13 protein-coding genes are annotated in these 15017 nt (G+C 53.1%); 6 read left to right on the forward strand and 7 right to left on the reverse strand.

The annotated features are described in order from the left end of the window. Positions 1-16 precede the first annotated feature (16 nt). The 4 genes from G536_RS0118965 to G536_RS0118980 form a co-directional block, all read right to left on the reverse strand. Positions 17-766: a hypothetical protein gene (locus tag G536_RS0118965; RefSeq protein ID WP_033370542.1), complete on the reverse strand. Its 750-nt coding sequence runs from the start codon at positions 764-766 to the stop codon at positions 17-19. A 315-nt stretch (positions 767-1081) separates the two neighbouring features. Next, entirely contained in the window at positions 1082-1912 is an 831-nt protein-coding gene (locus G536_RS0118970; protein WP_022825184.1) for a DUF1206 domain-containing protein, read from the reverse strand. Between the two features lie 47 nt (positions 1913-1959). Next, on the reverse strand, positions 1960-2556 hold the full coding sequence (locus G536_RS28830; protein WP_022825185.1) for a hypothetical protein: 597 nt from the start codon (positions 2554-2556) through the stop codon (positions 1960-1962). Positions 2557-2742: 186 nt separating this feature from the next. Then, positions 2743-2961, reverse strand: coding sequence for a CsbD family protein (locus G536_RS0118980; RefSeq protein WP_022825186.1), 219 nt, complete (start codon positions 2959-2961; stop codon positions 2743-2745). A 231-nt stretch (positions 2962-3192) separates the two neighbouring features. Between G536_RS0118980 and G536_RS28835 the strand changes: the two genes are divergently transcribed. Next, the gene (locus G536_RS28835) at positions 3193-4758 is read left to right on the forward strand and encodes a hypothetical protein (RefSeq protein WP_022825187.1); all 1566 of its coding nucleotides are present in this window, start codon (positions 3193-3195) and stop codon (positions 4756-4758) included. Between the two features lie 112 nt (positions 4759-4870). Here G536_RS28835 and G536_RS30940 read toward each other — a convergent pair whose 3' ends face one another. After that, positions 4871-5215: a hypothetical protein gene (locus G536_RS30940; protein ID WP_157530773.1), complete on the reverse strand. Its 345-nt coding sequence runs from the start codon at positions 5213-5215 to the stop codon at positions 4871-4873. 221 nt (positions 5216-5436) lie between these two features. On the opposite strand from G536_RS30940, the gene G536_RS0118995 reads away from it, so the two are divergent. Further along, complete coding sequence (locus tag G536_RS0118995) at positions 5437-5838, forward strand: hypothetical protein (RefSeq protein ID WP_022825189.1); 402 nt, start codon at positions 5437-5439, stop codon at positions 5836-5838. Positions 5839-5968: 130 nt separating this feature from the next. Continuing rightward, positions 5969-7000 (forward strand): hypothetical protein, encoded by a 1032-nt coding sequence (locus G536_RS0119000; protein ID WP_026880377.1) that lies wholly within the window; start codon positions 5969-5971, stop codon positions 6998-7000. Between the two features lie 9 nt (positions 7001-7009). On the opposite strand, the gene G536_RS32290 is transcribed toward G536_RS0119000, so the two are convergent. Then, positions 7010-7462 carry an RlpA-like double-psi beta-barrel domain-containing protein gene (locus G536_RS32290; protein ID WP_169515129.1) on the reverse strand — a complete coding sequence of 151 codons (453 nt, stop codon included), beginning with the start codon at positions 7460-7462 and terminating at the stop codon, positions 7010-7012. A gap of 514 nt (positions 7463-7976) precedes the next feature. Between G536_RS32290 and G536_RS28850 the strand changes: the two genes are divergently transcribed. The 3 genes from G536_RS28850 (at position 7977) to odhB (ending at position 13994) form a co-directional block, all read left to right on the forward strand. After that, positions 7977-9170 carry an L-dopachrome tautomerase-related protein gene (locus G536_RS28850; protein ID WP_022825192.1) on the forward strand — a complete coding sequence of 398 codons (1194 nt, stop codon included), beginning with the start codon at positions 7977-7979 and terminating at the stop codon, positions 9168-9170. A gap of 240 nt (positions 9171-9410) precedes the next feature. Next, positions 9411-12257: a 2-oxoglutarate dehydrogenase E1 component gene (locus tag G536_RS0119015; protein ID WP_022825193.1), complete on the forward strand. Its 2847-nt coding sequence runs from the start codon at positions 9411-9413 to the stop codon at positions 12255-12257. Between the two features lie 63 nt (positions 12258-12320). Continuing rightward, complete coding sequence (gene odhB, locus G536_RS0119020; RefSeq protein WP_022825194.1) at positions 12321-13994, forward strand: 2-oxoglutarate dehydrogenase complex dihydrolipoyllysine-residue succinyltransferase; 1674 nt, start codon at positions 12321-12323, stop codon at positions 13992-13994. A gap of 604 nt (positions 13995-14598) precedes the next feature. Here the strand turns inward: odhB and G536_RS28860 are convergent. After that, positions 14599-14991, reverse strand: a complete 393-nt coding sequence (locus G536_RS28860) for a group III truncated hemoglobin (RefSeq protein ID WP_022825196.1) — start codon at positions 14989-14991, stop codon at positions 14599-14601. Between the last annotated feature and the right edge of the window lie 26 nt (positions 14992-15017).

Here is a 15017-nt window from a genome sequence, read left to right on the forward strand (position 1 = left end):
ATAGAAAGCTGAAAAACTAGCGGGTGCGGGAGTTGAACCCAAATAGCAAACTGAATCGGGCTCCACCGTCGCCGGGCACCACGGCAAGATTGACGGGGAAGTTGATGCCGTTGCTACGGAAGGAAGTGCCCACTGCTAAGGCAATATGGGCCCCCGCCGGTGATACATTCGGACCTAAGCCAAATTCCAATCCCTTAGGCCCACGAATACCAATAAGAGCACTCAAACTCGGAAGAAATTTGCCTTGTTCCAACCCGCCAATGAGGGGTACTATCTCCAGAAGGCCTGCCGTACCATTGGGCATGCGGAAAATGCGGGTTTCAAACTGCCAACCAAACTGCGTTAGAAAAGGGTTGAGACTAAGTTCTCGGTCGGCGCGTGTGGCAACGCCACCGGTCAGTACCGTAACGCCTATCCGCGGGCCATTCAGGTGAATCTCTTCGAAAGCCGGTGCCTCGTCGCCAGGAACGGTAGGGCCAGTGGTATAAGGAGTGGCTGGTTTGGCAGAAGGAGGGCCAGTGGAAACTCCGGTACCCAGTACTTCTTTAGTGCCATTGGCGTAGCGCACCATAAATACATCACTACGACGCACAGTAATAAGCGGGCCATCCGGATTATCAGTGCGCTTGTAGCGTACTTCGGTAGGAGTTATTTCCAACACCTTCACGTTCAATTCGTCACCGTTGGTTTTGGTCAGCACATCCTGCGCCCGTGCCGATAAACTCAATAGTAACAGTGAAAACAGGACAGTAAAGAGACGTGTCATATGCAGTAAGTGTTGAGAAGCGTGGTATAGGAAAGTTGCACCTCTTAGTACTAATTATAACAACCATATTTATCTATGTTAAGACTTTTGATAATGGTTTGGAATGATTGTAAAATAATGAATAACAAATGTTTAAGTAGTAGAAAATAGGCTTTGTAGATAACTTGCCCATCCTTTAGTATCTACAAGATTCTACCTGCATTCTACCTGGCTGTGTCTACTTAGCCCTCTTGATTGTATGATATAAAAAAAGCGAGGTTCCGAAACACTACTGTTTCAGAACCTCGCTTCTGAGGAATATATGCAGGAAGGTTATTACACGCCGCGCAGCACCGGATAGCGGGCTTGAACAAGCATATATAGGCCATAAGCCATTAGGCCTAGCGCCACTATGCCCAGCACCACTGGTCCCATAGTAGCCAGCAAGTCAAAGGCTTCATCGGTGCTACCAGTAGCCGAGGCGCGCGACTGACGGCCGGCTTGCACGAAAAAGTAGCCGATGATAGCCATGACAATGCCACGAGCCGTGTAGCCTATTTGGCCAGTCCGGTACACGATATTTTGTTGGTTGGCTGGCAGGTCGCTGGCGTTTACGTGCTTATGAAAGCTACCCGAATACGCTTTAATAATCTGATAGATACCACCACCAATAATGGCTGCTCCTACGGCCATAATAATCCAGTTGCCGCCGGGCCAACCGAGTACTGTAGCCGTGAGAGTTTGCTGACTGTTGCTGCCACCGTCGGCGCTGCCTTGCCATGCCAGCTGCGCCGCAAACCACGCCAAGCTGGCGTATAGCAAGCCACTACCAGCATAGCCTATCCGCCGCCCGAGGCCCTTGGCATCCGAGCCTTTATTTTCAGTGTCGCGTACGGCTTGCACAAAGCGCCATACAATGTAGCCGACCAGGCCAAAGGCAATAAAGCCCAATAGAAACGGGCCGCCTGGCAAATCTTGCAAGGTCTGTACGGCCTGTTTTTTATCGGCCGTTTGGCCGCCGCGCTGGCCGGTAGCAGCTAGCAACGCCAGCAGCCCCATTAGCAGATATACTAAGCCTTTGGCAGCAAAGCCAAAGCGGGCCAGCGCCCGAATGCCTGCCGAAGGCGCTCCAGCTGCTGCAGTGGAAAGGGAAGAAGCAACCGACATAATACGTAGGGTTCAGGTGGAAATACCTGCCATACGCAGAAACTGTCTTACAAGGTTAAATTACCCGGCCGAGGAGGGCAGGGCTTTGGCCGGCCCAATACCCCGGCTGGGCGAAATGGAATAGCGCCGCGCTGAAGTAGCGGGTCATTTACTGGCAAATCGAGAGTGTAAATAGGTTTGCCTTGCGCTACTGGGTGCGCCAGAAGCCGCTCGATATTGCCGCTGGCCGTCATATAGGGTACAAAAAACTGGTCGGCTAAATCAGCTACCATGAGGTTGCGAATCTCGGCAGTTTCGGTGGTGATGTTGCGGACTTGGCTCTCAAAGAGCGTGATAAACAGCAGGCGCCCAGCTTCAATCTCAGTCCCATATTCAAAACGCACATTGTTCTGAATACCACGGCCTAAGGCATACACTATTGGCTGCTCAGGCCCCTGCAACAAGTAGCGGAATACGGCCTGCTCCAGCTTTGAGTGAAACCCAGAAAGCACACAGTTCTGGTCATAGCGCTGCTCTAAAGCCCACAGGTAAGTAGGCTTTTCAATAGCTTCTGGGTACTCGCGTGAGCAAAAGAAGGCTGTTTTAGGCCGTTGCAGCAGCGCTGGGTTCCCCAGGGTGCGTAATTCCTCTGGATGGATGTTCATGGCAGCGGGGACCGAAACTAGTCCAGACAAATGTACAGGGATAATTATATTAATAATAGGTATATGAAAACTTTAAATGTTAAATTGTCTAAATAAGCAACGCGCTTCCTGCATCATACTCACAAAGAAATGCCCTAAGCAGTTAAGCCTAGGGCATTTCCTGTTGGTTTACAACCACTGAAACGCTTAGAAGGTGCGTTTGAACCAAGATTTTATATCGTCGATGGTTTCACCGGTTTTCTGCTGAAGATTACCGAACCATTCGTCTTGTTTGCCTTCTTCGTAGGTCAAATCGTCGTCGGTCAGGTTAGCCCATTTCTTCTTGGTTTCACCTTTGATTTCGTTCCAGTTGCCACGAGCCCGCAGTTCAGTGCTGTCGTCGATGCCGTTGTTGTTAGCGTCCATGAGTGGGAGAAGTTAAGTGGAGAATAGTGGGTTGTACGGTTGTGCTTCAAGCACGGCTAATAATGCCTGAATTTTGATACTCGACAGTAGTTGCCAGAAGATAAGCGGCGGTTAGTTGAACAAGCTTGAATATCACCGGGAAGCTGTTTTCTTTAGCGTGGCAACTTGTGGCAGTTCTTCATTAAGCTGCTAAACTTGCTCTTATCCACTCATTCTTTCTGTTGATTCAGTATGGACGACCTTCGGACTACGCTGGCTACCTTCTCGCCCGAAGACCGCAAAGATTTCATTCAGTTTATTCAGCGCCAGAAACGCAAGCAAAAAGGCCGCATGGACCTACGCTTGTGCGAGTTGCTGCTGCACCAGAAAGAATACACTACGCCACAACTGTTAGCTAAGCTCTACCCCGAGGAACCCAACGCCACCGCATACTACGCCCTACGCAAGCGCCTGCTCCGCCACCTCACCGACTATCTGCTGCTCCGCCAGCGCCAGCACGACCCTACCGCAGCTTCTTCGGTACGGAGCCTGCTTACGCTGGCCCAATATCTGTTTGAGGCTGGAGTGCAGCGGCTGGCCTGGAATACATTGCGCAAAGCCGAAAATTCAGCCCGTGTAAACGAGCAGTACGACCTACTGAACACCGTGTATAATGTTCAGATAGCACAGGCTGGCTCCGAGCACGCCGACCCACTGGAAGATATTATCCGGCGGCGTAACCTCAATAAAAAAGCGGCCGATGAAGAAGAGCGGGCCGGCATTGCCGACAGCCTGATTCGGCAACGCCTGCGGCAGGCCCGGGTAAAAGGGCGCGCCGGCGAGGCCTTCGATGGTATTTTGCAGGACGTACTGCGCGAATATGATTTGCAGGAGGCCTTTGCCCGCCGGCCGGCCTTGCTCTACCGCCTTATGTCTATTGCCCGCAATGCCATGCTCGTGCGCCGCGACTTTGCCTCGTTCACCCCCTTTGTGCTGCGCTGCTACCACCTCATGGAAAAGCGCCACGGGTTTCAGCCGGCCCAACGCTACTACCAAGTTGGCCTGCTTTATATGATTGCGCACGCACTATACCGGGTACGGCGCTTCGAAGAATCGGTGCGGTACTTGGGGCTGCTACTGGCGGCGCTAGCCGAGGAGGGAGGTGCCAGCTACCGGGCCGAGTGGCTACCACGGTACACGTTTCTGCTGGCGGCCAATTACGCTTTCATGCGCCGCAATGCCGAGAGTATCAGGCTACTAGAGCAGGCCCTGAAACCACCGGTGGCTCTGTCGCCGCGCGACCAACTTACGGCGCGGCTGGGGCTGGCCTTCCATTATTTTGCCGAAGGCAAATTCACCAAAACCAACCAGACGCTCATCAATATGGGCCGCTCCGACCATTGGTGCGAGCAGGAAATGGGGCTGGAATGGCTGGTCAACAAGAACATCGGTGAGATGCTAGCCCAGTTTGAAATGGGTAATTCCGACTTGGCCCTGAACCGGTTACGCGCCATTGAACGCCTGCTGCGGGAGCGGAGCGGCGATGCCGAGGCCGGCCCGTACGCTCACGTAATCACCTATCTAGACCTAGTACGCGAAATAATTGAAGATCCCGCCGCGCTACGCCATCGTGGCTTTATGGAGCGCGTGTACCAAATGCCTGACCTAGTGCCGCAGCAGCGCGAAGATTTGCAGCTGATGAGCTTCTATGCTTGGCTCCGTGCCCGTGCGCAGCATCGGCCCTACTATGAGGTCCTGCTGGAGTTGGCCGACGTGCCCTCGGTAGCCGAGCTGAAAAAGCCTCTCGGAAGAGTCTGATATTCAGGATAATACTTGCTGGTCGCTAAAATAAAAACCCGCCTATGCGGCCTGACGGCACAGCATAAGCGGGTTTTCTAATACCGTAAAAGCAGTGAAGCTGCTCTCTGGTTTACTTGATTTCTTCTTTTGCTTCAGCAGCAGCTTTGTCCATTTTGGCGTCGGCTTTCTGAGCGGCTTCTTTGGTTTCGGCGGCGGTTTTGTCGGCAGCGTTTTCAATGGCGTCGCCGGTTTTTTCGGCAGCGGCTTCAGTGCTGGCGGCGGCGTTTTCTACGGCATTTTCGGTGGCGTTGGCAGCGTTGCTAGCCTCGGCAGCAGCGGCGTCGCCGGCATTTTCAGCAGCGGCTTCGGTGTGCTCACCAGCGGCTTCGGCGTTTTGTTTGCCGGTTTCGGTGCAGGAAGTGGCGGCGAAGGCAACAACAGCAGCTACAAACAAAGATTTAACAGACAGTTTCATAAAAGCAGGAATGTTGATGGTGGAAGAAGTACGTGCCCCCTTTATAGTCGCGGCCCAAAAAAAGTAACCCAACAGTAGCCGCGTATTTTTTGTAACCCACACAGGAGCTTCACTCACACGGCAAATAGCAGTTCGCTGATTCTCGCTTTCACCAACTCAACTTTTCCGGAAAAGAGGGAGTATAGCATTGCAACCCTTTCCGCTCAACTACTCAACCTGCCATGGACTCCACTGCCTCCACTCCCCAAACGCCAGCTACACCCATCGTACCGCTTGACGTAACCGACCAGCAGAATAGTGCGCTGCTCGACGATACGCTGGCTCTCCTCAACGCAGGTGTGCCCGATAAGCCAGACAAACACGGCCTATCTGAAATCGACCGGTGGGAAGCTGTATTGCAAGCTTCTGAGCGGCCCGGGTTAGCCAAAATCATTCAAGAACTGGCTATTCTGCGGGAGCAGCTAACCGCTTCCGATACCAAAACGCACGACCTGGCCGAAACCCTCGCCACGCTGGGTGCCGAAACCAGCAAAGTAGCCGACGAATCCACCGATGACTATGCGGCTCCGCTTGGTCAACTGAGTAAGCTGCTCATCAAAATGGGCTCCTCGCTTTCTCGCTAGCTATAACGTTTATCAACACAAAGCGCCCCGACTACCTAAGTAGCCGGGGCGCTTTGTGTTGGTGGAAAGTTGGAACGCGCCACTCACGCTTAGGGCTTACCTTTGCGGCCTTTCTATCACTTTGCTTGTTATGGCCGCTTCTCCTTCGCCTTCCGCTCCCAACGATTTCACGTTTTACGACCCATTCGATGGAATGCGTTTTGGAGCACGGCAGTGCTTTCTTTGCGGAACGCCCACTACACCTAGGGGTGATGTGGTACCTGTGTTCGGAGAGTGGCTGATGAACCGCTACCACTTGCACGAACGGCAAATCAAGCTGCTCGACTTAAGTATAGTAGCCTACAAAGACTTACAAATTGCGTGCTGTCCGCGCTGCCGTACCCAGCACGTTGAGCCGCTGGAACAGCAAGTACAAGCAGCTGCCAGCCAAGGAGCAGTCGGTCTGAGGAGCCTCCCCGACCAAACCTTGTTTTTGTGGCTAGGCAAGATGATGTACGGTGTGCTGGTAACGGAGCTGCTTAATGAGTTAGAGCCACTGGCTGTGCCGCAATATCCACTAGCCGAAAACGCCAAGATGCTACGTCGGTTTCAGGCTTTTTTTCAACCGTTTCAGGCGTTGCGCATACCTATTGAGTTCGACGATTTCACGCCGGCCTCAGTGTTCGTGTTGGAAGTGGATCCAGCGCAGGACGATATGCCGTTTGAATACGACGACGACTTAAGCACACTAGCTTTCAGCATCAAACTCGACAATGCTGTCGTAACAGCTTGCCTAGTCGACAATGGAATTATTCGGCAGGCTATGCGCCGTGTGTATCAGGATGCGCAACGGCCCTTGCATCCGGTGCAAGTAGCTGAATTTAAGGCGCGTGTATACTACGCGGCTTACATCCTGAACGTGGTACCTGATTACTATGCGCGTCCGTTGCAGCCTGGCGCTACCCAACTGGTAATGGACACGGTTATCGACGACGTTACCGGCGACATTTTCAACCCTTGGGAAAATGCAGCCTACGGGCAATCATTACTGGAAATGTGGAAACGGTGGCAGATTCCGTTAGAGGAAATCATGCACGACCCTGAGCAGCCACTCAGCTTTCTATACACTGCTGATGGTGAAGTGCAGCACCTAACGCATTATCCGACAGTGGATAAGGCTTAGGTATAGGGGCTAGCCTGCCAACCAAATTGGCTTGGGGGCAATCTTGGTTACTTTAATTTCAGTCCAGCGGCCTTCCATGCCGGACTTGCACTCTTTCTCGTTCACTAACACATCCACGCAGTGGTGGTGGCGGCGGTTCATTGTGTCGTGGATTGTATATACCCCGTCGAGAGCTTCGGAAATACCTTGTACTCGTACTTTTTCGCCGTAGCTAAATGGACCACCTGCTTTGGTAAGCATGTCGCGGGAAACGGCTATCCAACGCGTGCGGCTGGAGTGGCGCTTAGGGATGATGGACCCATCAGCGGTTTCCATCGGGTTATCGTCTGTTTGACCGGGTTCAGGCCAATAAGTAGTTGCCGTAACAGTATACGACAAGGTTTTAGGAAGCTGTTTGATAGGCTCCAGTGGTACCGCTACGGGTACCGAGCGAGGGCTCAAACTGGCTACAGTGGAAGGCAAAGCCAGTGCAGGAGTTGATAGCGTACGGGGAGGGAACAGAAAAGTTAGTAGGAACAGCGCAATAGACATGGCGTGTGGGTTCGTGCACTCTCAACTTAGTCCGGAGAGGATAGACAGCCGGCCCGACTCGGCTTCTGGGAGGGCCATAACTTCCTCGATAGAGAAAAGGTTGCCCTTGTTTTTTATGTGAGCAGCCAAATGGCTGAAACAAGCGTTTTAGACAGGGAAAGAACTGTAAAATCAGATAATTGCTATAAAATATTGCACTTATTAGCGCTTTTTGGTAAAGCAGGGCTCAAAGGTACGACAAAAAAATTAGTGAGCCTTTGGCTGCCCAAAGATGGCCTTTATGCCTTTGATAGACAGATAAGCTCAACAGGATCTGCTAGTTGCTACAGAAAAGACGCCTATTCACTGAACTTGGTGCATTCGTGGCCGTACTAACGGCATTGGCTACCACCTGTCCGGCCGGTTGGAGTAGCCGTAAGCTTCTGATTAATATTAAAAAGATAACATGTTCTGCACCAAACCACACTTCGCTGTGCGGCCATTGCTGAGCTTCACTGGCTTCGCGCTAGTGCTGCTAGCTAGCGCCTGCTCGTCTCCAACTTCTGATGGCCGGGCTACTACCGGTGTTTCCACTGACTCAACTGCTACAGGAACTCCACAAGCACCAACCAACTCACCATTGCAAGTGGTAGCTGCATTTCGGGAACCACAGATTGTAGGCGTAGCCGTGCTGCCCAATGGCCGCGTGTTCGGCGACTTTCCGCGCTGGGACAACAACCCCGTTAACCCAATTGCTGAAATCGGCACTGATGGTTCAGTGAAACCTTACCCGGACGCTAACTGGTGCATCTGGAACGAGACGGTGCGCAACGAGCCGCAAAAGCACTGGATCTGCCCCCAAAGCGTGTACGCCGATAAAGCAGGTATGCTTTGGGTCCTCGACCCCGCTTCGCCTGGTTTGAAAGGTACAGTTCCTGGCGGGCCCAAACTGGTAAAGATTGACCCCAGCACCAACAAGGTGGTGCAGAATATAAGCTTCCCGGAAAGCGTAGCAGCCCGCAAATCCTATCTCAACGATGTGCGAGTTGACACGCAAAACAACTTCGCTTACATCACTGAATCGGGAATTGGGGCGCTGGTAGTAATAGATTTAAAATCAGGTAAGGCGCGCAAGGTGCTAGAAAAGCACCCGTCTATGCTGGCTGATACTACATTGAATATCAAGGCTGATGGCCAATTGCTGCGCGACCCAATGGGCAAGCAAGCCGCTTTCAATGCCGATGGTATTGCGCTAAGCCAGGATATGCAGTACTTATACTGGAAGCCTCTAACCAGCTATAGCCTATTCCGCATCAAAACAGAAGCGTTGCGTAATGCAGCTCTATCAGATGCTCAATTAGCCCAACAAATCGAAGACTTAGGTAAGGTGCCAGCTTGTGACGGAATGGAAATTGATGCTGCCAACAATCTGTATATGAGCACCTTTGAAGACCACTCTATCAAGCGCCGGACGCCGGCGGGGAAAATAGAAATGGTTGTGCAAGACCCGCGCCTTGAATGGCCTGACACATTTGCTTTCGGCCCTGAAGGCATGTTATACGTCACCAATTCCGCTATTCATAAAACCCTGACTTGGAATAAAGGCATAGGCAAACAAGACCAGTCTTACCACATTTTCAAGATGAAGCTGGCACAGTAAATCTGGGTATGCATATGCTTGCAATGGGTTGCATTTCAAGCCAGTTAGAAAGCCTTTCCTTGTTTTAGGGAAAGGCTTTTCGCTTTATTTTGAATAGATTGGAATCCCCTTTTACTGCTGCAACAACAGTTGATTGAGGGGACAGTATTGGTTATGAGACGTATTCGTAAACTCGAATACAGGTTTTTGGCTTATAATCAGGCTGCTTACCTTTGCCATCGACCTACAAGCTCCCACCGCATGGATGCATACTCTTATATCGCCAATGCCCACGGCGACTACATCGACCAACTCTACCAGACCTATAAGAACGACCCAGAGGCGGTTGACTTTGGCTGGCGCAAGTTTTTCGAGGGCTTCGATTTTTCGCAGCAGTACCCCGATGGCGACCTGCCACAGGCTACGGGCGAAGGCGTACTCACGCAAGCCGCTTCTACCAACGACGCCGGCCAAGTCCGCGCCGTTGACACGGTATCAGCCGATAAGGAAACCCAGGTGCGCAACCTTATTTACGCCTTCCGCAGCCGCGGCCACCTAGTAGCCAAAACCAACCCCGTGCGCGAGCGGAAAGACCGTAAAGCCTTACTAAGCCTTAGTGATTTCGGGCTCAGCGACGCCGACCTGGACACGCCTTTCAAAAACGGTGAGGTAATAGGCCTAGGTACGGAAGCAAAACTGCGCGACATTTTGGCCGCGCTACAAAAGGTGTACACCCGCACCATTGGCTTCGAGTATATGTACATCCGCGACCCCCAGATCCTCGACTGGTTCCGGGAGAAGGTGGAAAAGGACTCGTTGAGCTTCAACCCGAGCATCGACTATAAGAAGCGCATCCTCAGCAAGCTGAACGAGGCGGTGGTGTTCGAGAACTTCCTGCATACCAAATTCTTGGGGCAAAAGCGGTTCTCGCTGGAAGGTGGCGAAACCACTATTCCGGCGCTTGATGCCATCATCCAGCGCGGTGCCGAGCTGGGCGTAGAGGAAGTGGTGATTGGCATGGCCCACCGCGGCCGCCTGAACGTGCTGGCTAACATCATGGGCAAAACCTACGAGCAGATCTTCTCGGAATTTGAGGGCACTGCCGTACCGGATTTGACCATGGGCGACGGCGACGTGAAGTATCACATGGGCTACAGCAGCCAAGTGGATGCCGCCGGCCGCACTGTGAACCTGAAGCTGGCTCCGAACCCTTCGCACCTAGAGGCAGTGAACCCAGTGGTAGAAGGCTTCGTGCGGGCCAAGCTCGACCACGGCTACGCCAACGATTACACGAAGATGCTGCCCATCCTGATCCACGGCGACGCTGCGTTGGCAGGTCAGGGCATCGGGTTTGAGGTAACACAGATGTCGCAGCTGGAAGGCTATAAGACGGGCGGTACCATCCACTTCGTTATTAATAACCAAGTTGGTTTTACCACCGACTTCGAGGACGCCCGCTCGTCCATCTATAGCACCGACCTCGCTAAGATTATCGATGCGCCCGTAATTCACGTCAACGGCGACGACCCGGAGGCAGTAGTATTTGCCGTGCGGCTCGCTACCGAGTACCGGCAGCAGTTCCACACCGATATCTTTATTGATATGGTGTGCTACCGCCGCCACGGCCACAACGAGTCGGATGAGCCGAAGTTCACCCAGCCTACGCTCTACAACATCATCAGCAAGCACCAGAACCCGCGCGAAGTGTACAACGCCACGCTGGTACAGCGCGGTGACGTAGACGCTGAGCTGGCGCAGCAGATGGACAAGGAGTTCCGCGACACTCTGCAAGCCCGCTTGGATTTGGTGAAGCAGAAGCCGCTGCCGTACAACTACCAGGCGCTGGAAAACGAGTGGCGTAGTTTGCGCCGCAGCAAGCCCGAAGACTTCGAGCAGTCGCCGGAAACCGGTATCAGCGAAGAAGTAGTAGCGAAGGTAGGCAAGGCCCTGACTACGTTGCCAGAAGGCTTCCGTCCTTTGAAGCAGATCGAGAAGCTGCTGGAAGAGCGCAAGAAGATGTTCTTCGAAACGCGCGTGCTGAACTGGGCGGCTGGTGAGCTATTGGCCTACGGGTCGTTGCTGGCCGAGAAGCACATTGTGCGGGTGAGCGGCCAGGACGTGCAGCGTGGTACCTTCTCGCACCGTCATGCCGTATTGCACGATGCTGAAACGTCGGCTCCTTACAACTCACTGAACTACATTGGTGAAGGCCAGGAGAAGCTGAACATCTACAACTCGCTACTGAGCGAGTACGGTGTGTTGGGCTTTGAATTCGGCTACGCCATGGCCAACCCCACGGCGCTGGTGGTATGGGAAGCGCAGTTCGGTGACTTCGCCAACGGTGCCCAAACGATGATCGACCAGTTCATTGTGTCGTCGGAAAGCAAGTGGCAGCGCATGAACGGCGTAGTGATGCTGTTGCCCCACGGCTACGAAGGCCAGGGCCCCGAGCACTCCAACGCCCGCCCCGAGCGGTTCCTGCAACTGGCTGCCGAAAACAACATCATCGTGGCCAACATGACCACGCCGGCCAACTTCTTTCACGCCCTGCGTCGGCAGTTGATGTGGGAGTTCCGCAAGCCGCTGGTGGTGATGTCGCCGAAGTCGATGCTGCGCCACCCGCTGTGCGTATCGCCAGTGGAGGAATTTACTTCCGGCAACTTCCGCGAGGTACTCGGCGACGTGTACGCCGACGACAAGAAAGTGAAGCGCGTGCTGTTGTGCTCTGGCAAAGTGTACTTCGACCTGTTAGAAGAACAGCAGAAGTCGGAGCGCAAAGACATAGCTATTGTACGATTGGAGCAGCTGCACCCCTTCCCCAAAAAGCAGTTGGATGCTGAGCTGGCGAAGTATCCAAAAGCGAAAGTGTACTGGGTTCAAGAAGAGCCCGAGAACATGGGCTACTGGAACTACCTGCTGCGCTTCATGCGCCGCGAGCTGGAAGATGTGATTTCGCGCAAGCCTTCCGCATCGCCAGCTACCGGTTACAACAAGGTGCACATCAAGGAACAGAAAGAGCTGGTGGCTCGTGCTTTCGACAAGCCCCGTGAAGAAGTAGCCGATTCCATTATCAAGGAAACGGCAGCCAAGGCTCAAAAAACCGACTAACCTTTTTGAGCTAGTAGCTAACAGCCAACATACTCCCACCGAAACTCTTCAAAACTCCCACTTATGGGTCTGGAAATTAAAATCCCCGCCGTCGGCGAATCCATCACCGAAGTAACTATTGCCAAGTGGCTGAAAGCCGATGGTGACACCGTGAAGCGCGACGAAGTAATTGCCGAACTGGAATCCGACAAAGCCACGTTTGAGTTGCCTGCCGAAACCGACGGTGTACTGAAAATTCGCGTGGCTGAAGGCGAAACCATCGGCATCGGTACCGTCATTGCCGACATTGGCGGGGATGGTGCTGCTGCATCTAACGGTGCGGCACCCGCTTCAGCAGCTACGGCTGCCTCAACCCCAGCTGCTGACCCGCTATCAAAAGGTGAAGAAAATCCACAAGCCAGCAACCAGAGCGGCTACGGTGGCTCACAAGCTGGCTCGGCCGATACGCCAACCGCAACTGCTGCTCCGGCTACTGGTGGTGCCAACGGTGGTGGCGCGACGGTGGAAATGAAGATTCCAGCCGTTGGCGAATCTATTACCGAAGTAACGGTGGCCAAGTGGCTGAAAGAAGACGGCGCACAAGTACAGCGCGACGAAATCATTGCTGAATTAGAGTCGGACAAGGCTACGTTTGAGCTGCCTGCTGAAGGTACTGGCACCCTGCGCCATGCCGCCAAGGAAGGTGAAACTATTGGTATTGGTGCTACTATCGCCCGCATTGAGGGTGGCAGCGGTGCTTCCGCTACTTCGGCTCCAGCAGCTTCCGCACCATCAGCTACTCAAGCGGCTCCGGCTGCTGCCACTCCGGTTACTTCGGCCACTACCAGCTACGCTACGGGCACGCCTTCGCCGGCGGCCGGCAAAATTCTCGGTGAGAAGGGCATCAGCCCAGGTGATGTGCAAGGCTCCGGCCGCGACGGTCGTATCACGAAGGAGGACGCTCAAAACGCCCAAGCTAAACCTGCTGCACCGGCTCCAGCAGCGGCTCCAGCTAAGCCAGCTGCTGCACCGCAGGCGGCTCCTGCTGCCAGCGGCAACCGCAACGTGCGCCGTGAGCGGATGAGCAACTTGCGCAAGACGGTAGCCCGCCGTTTGGTGTCGGTGAAAAATGAAACGGCCATGCTCACCACTTTCAACGAGGTGAACATGCAGCCCATTATGGACCTGCGCACCAAGTTCAAAGACAAGTTCAAGGAGAAAAACGGTGTGGGCCTCGGCTTCATGTCGTTCTTCACCAAGGCTGTTTGCGTGGCCCTGAAAGAGTGGCCATCGGTAAACGCGCAAATCGACGGTACCGACATCGTTTTCAACGACTTCTGCGACATCAGCATTGCTGTATCAGCTCCAAAAGGGCTGGTGGTACCGGTAATCCGCAACGCCGAGGAGTTGTCGTTTGATGGCATTGAGAAGGAAGTGGTGCGCCTAGCTACCCTGGCGCGCGACAACAAGCTCACCATCGAGCAGATGACTGGCGGTACGTTCACCATCACCAACGGTGGTGTATTCGGCTCGATGATGAGCACACCTATCATCAACGCTCCGCAGTCGGCCATCCTGGGGATGCACAACATCGTGCAGCGTCCGATAGCCGAAAACGGCCAAGTGGTGATTCGCCCGATGATGTACCTGGCGCTGAGCTACGACCACCGCATCATCGACGGCCGCGAATCGGTATCGTTCCTGGTGCGCGTGAAAGAGCTCCTCGAAGACCCAACCCGCTTACTATTGGGTGTGTAAATAATTGCGCAACAGAACAGAAAAGCCGTGCTCTTAATAGGGCACGGCTTTTTATGTGCTGACTCTGATATCACTTATGATTCAAATAGAATCAAACAACACCGTCACGAAGCTAGGGTGTTATGTGTTGATTGGCATGAGTGTGTTGCTATGCTGTATCATTTTGAGCTCAATTGAGCCAGGTAAACCTTCTGGTGAAGCTTGGCAAGGAGTTATGCTAGTGATACTTGTTGGGATAGTTCCTATAAAGTGGTATCTGGCCACTTTAAAGAGGTATAGAGTTACTATTACGAAGCAAGACTTCACATTCGAGCAGCTTCCGGATAAGATACTTGATTGTCAACCAATGAATACCTTGGTTAGATGGTGGATAACACAGCATCCGAATCAAGCAAATACTGGAAGGTATTTACACTTGGACTTCAAGTATAGCAGCCGGGTAGTGCTTCTGGGTATAGAGTATGCTGACTTCGACAAAGTACTACATCACCTAGTGGTACATTATAAGCACAAGCAATTTGTCGCTAAGTAACCGGCTATATTCATTCAAAAAGCCCTTCAAATTCATCTTTGAAGGGCTTTTAAATAATAAGAAAGTAGAAAGTTAGTCTACAGGCAGCTCGCGGGAGCGGATGAGGCCGATTTTGGAGGCCATTTGATGGGCTACTTTCTTGGCTTCCTCAGCCTTGGAACCAGCAAAATGCTCTTCTACGGTCGAGGAGAAGAGGTTGAGCCAATGCTCAATGTGTGCCCCACTACGTGGCATCACTACTTGTTCAGGAAGAGGTTCACCGCCTTCGCCAGCACCCTGGCCCAGCAACGTATTGCTCCAATAGCGGTACTGCGAGGTCAGGTAATGCGGCCAGTGAATACGAGCGGCAGCCCCAAAGCTGGCTCCCAACAACGTGTCGTTAGTTGCCTTATAGCAAAGCGTGTCGACCAGGGTTTTGATATCTCCCTCGGTTTGAATGTCGTGTAAGCTAGGTATCGTCTTCATGGCCGGTAGTGGTGTAGTGGGGTAAC

The organism is Hymenobacter norwichensis DSM 15439 (genome assembly GCF_000420705.1).
Classification (GTDB): domain Bacteria; phylum Bacteroidota; class Bacteroidia; order Cytophagales; family Hymenobacteraceae; genus Hymenobacter; species Hymenobacter norwichensis.

Coding starts and splice junctions, on each gene's coding strand:
- G536_RS30940 (WP_157530773.1), bottom strand. CDS start 5,215: ATGAAACTGTCTGTTAAATCTTTGTTTGTAGCTGCTGTTGTTGCCTTC.
- G536_RS0118970 (WP_022825184.1), bottom strand. CDS start 1,912: ATGTCGGTTGCTTCTTCCCTTTCCACTGCAGCAGCTGGAGCGCCTTCG.
- G536_RS28830 (WP_022825185.1), bottom strand. CDS start 2,556: ATGAACATCCATCCAGAGGAATTACGCACCCTGGGGAACCCAGCGCTG.
- G536_RS28850 (WP_022825192.1), top strand. CDS start 7,977: ATGTTCTGCACCAAACCACACTTCGCTGTGCGGCCATTGCTGAGCTTC.
- G536_RS0119000 (WP_026880377.1), top strand. CDS start 5,969: ATGGCCGCTTCTCCTTCGCCTTCCGCTCCCAACGATTTCACGTTTTAC.
- G536_RS0119015 (WP_022825193.1), top strand. CDS start 9,411: ATGGATGCATACTCTTATATCGCCAATGCCCACGGCGACTACATCGAC.
- odhB (WP_022825194.1), top strand. CDS start 12,321: ATGGGTCTGGAAATTAAAATCCCCGCCGTCGGCGAATCCATCACCGAA.
- G536_RS0118980 (WP_022825186.1), bottom strand. CDS start 2,961: ATGGACGCTAACAACAACGGCATCGACGACAGCACTGAACTGCGGGCT.
- G536_RS0118995 (WP_022825189.1), top strand. CDS start 5,437: ATGGACTCCACTGCCTCCACTCCCCAAACGCCAGCTACACCCATCGTA.
- G536_RS28835 (WP_022825187.1), top strand. CDS start 3,193: ATGGACGACCTTCGGACTACGCTGGCTACCTTCTCGCCCGAAGACCGC.
- G536_RS28860 (WP_022825196.1), bottom strand. CDS start 14,991: ATGAAGACGATACCTAGCTTACACGACATTCAAACCGAGGGAGATATC.
- G536_RS0118965 (WP_033370542.1), bottom strand. CDS start 766: ATGACACGTCTCTTTACTGTCCTGTTTTCACTGTTACTATTGAGTTTA.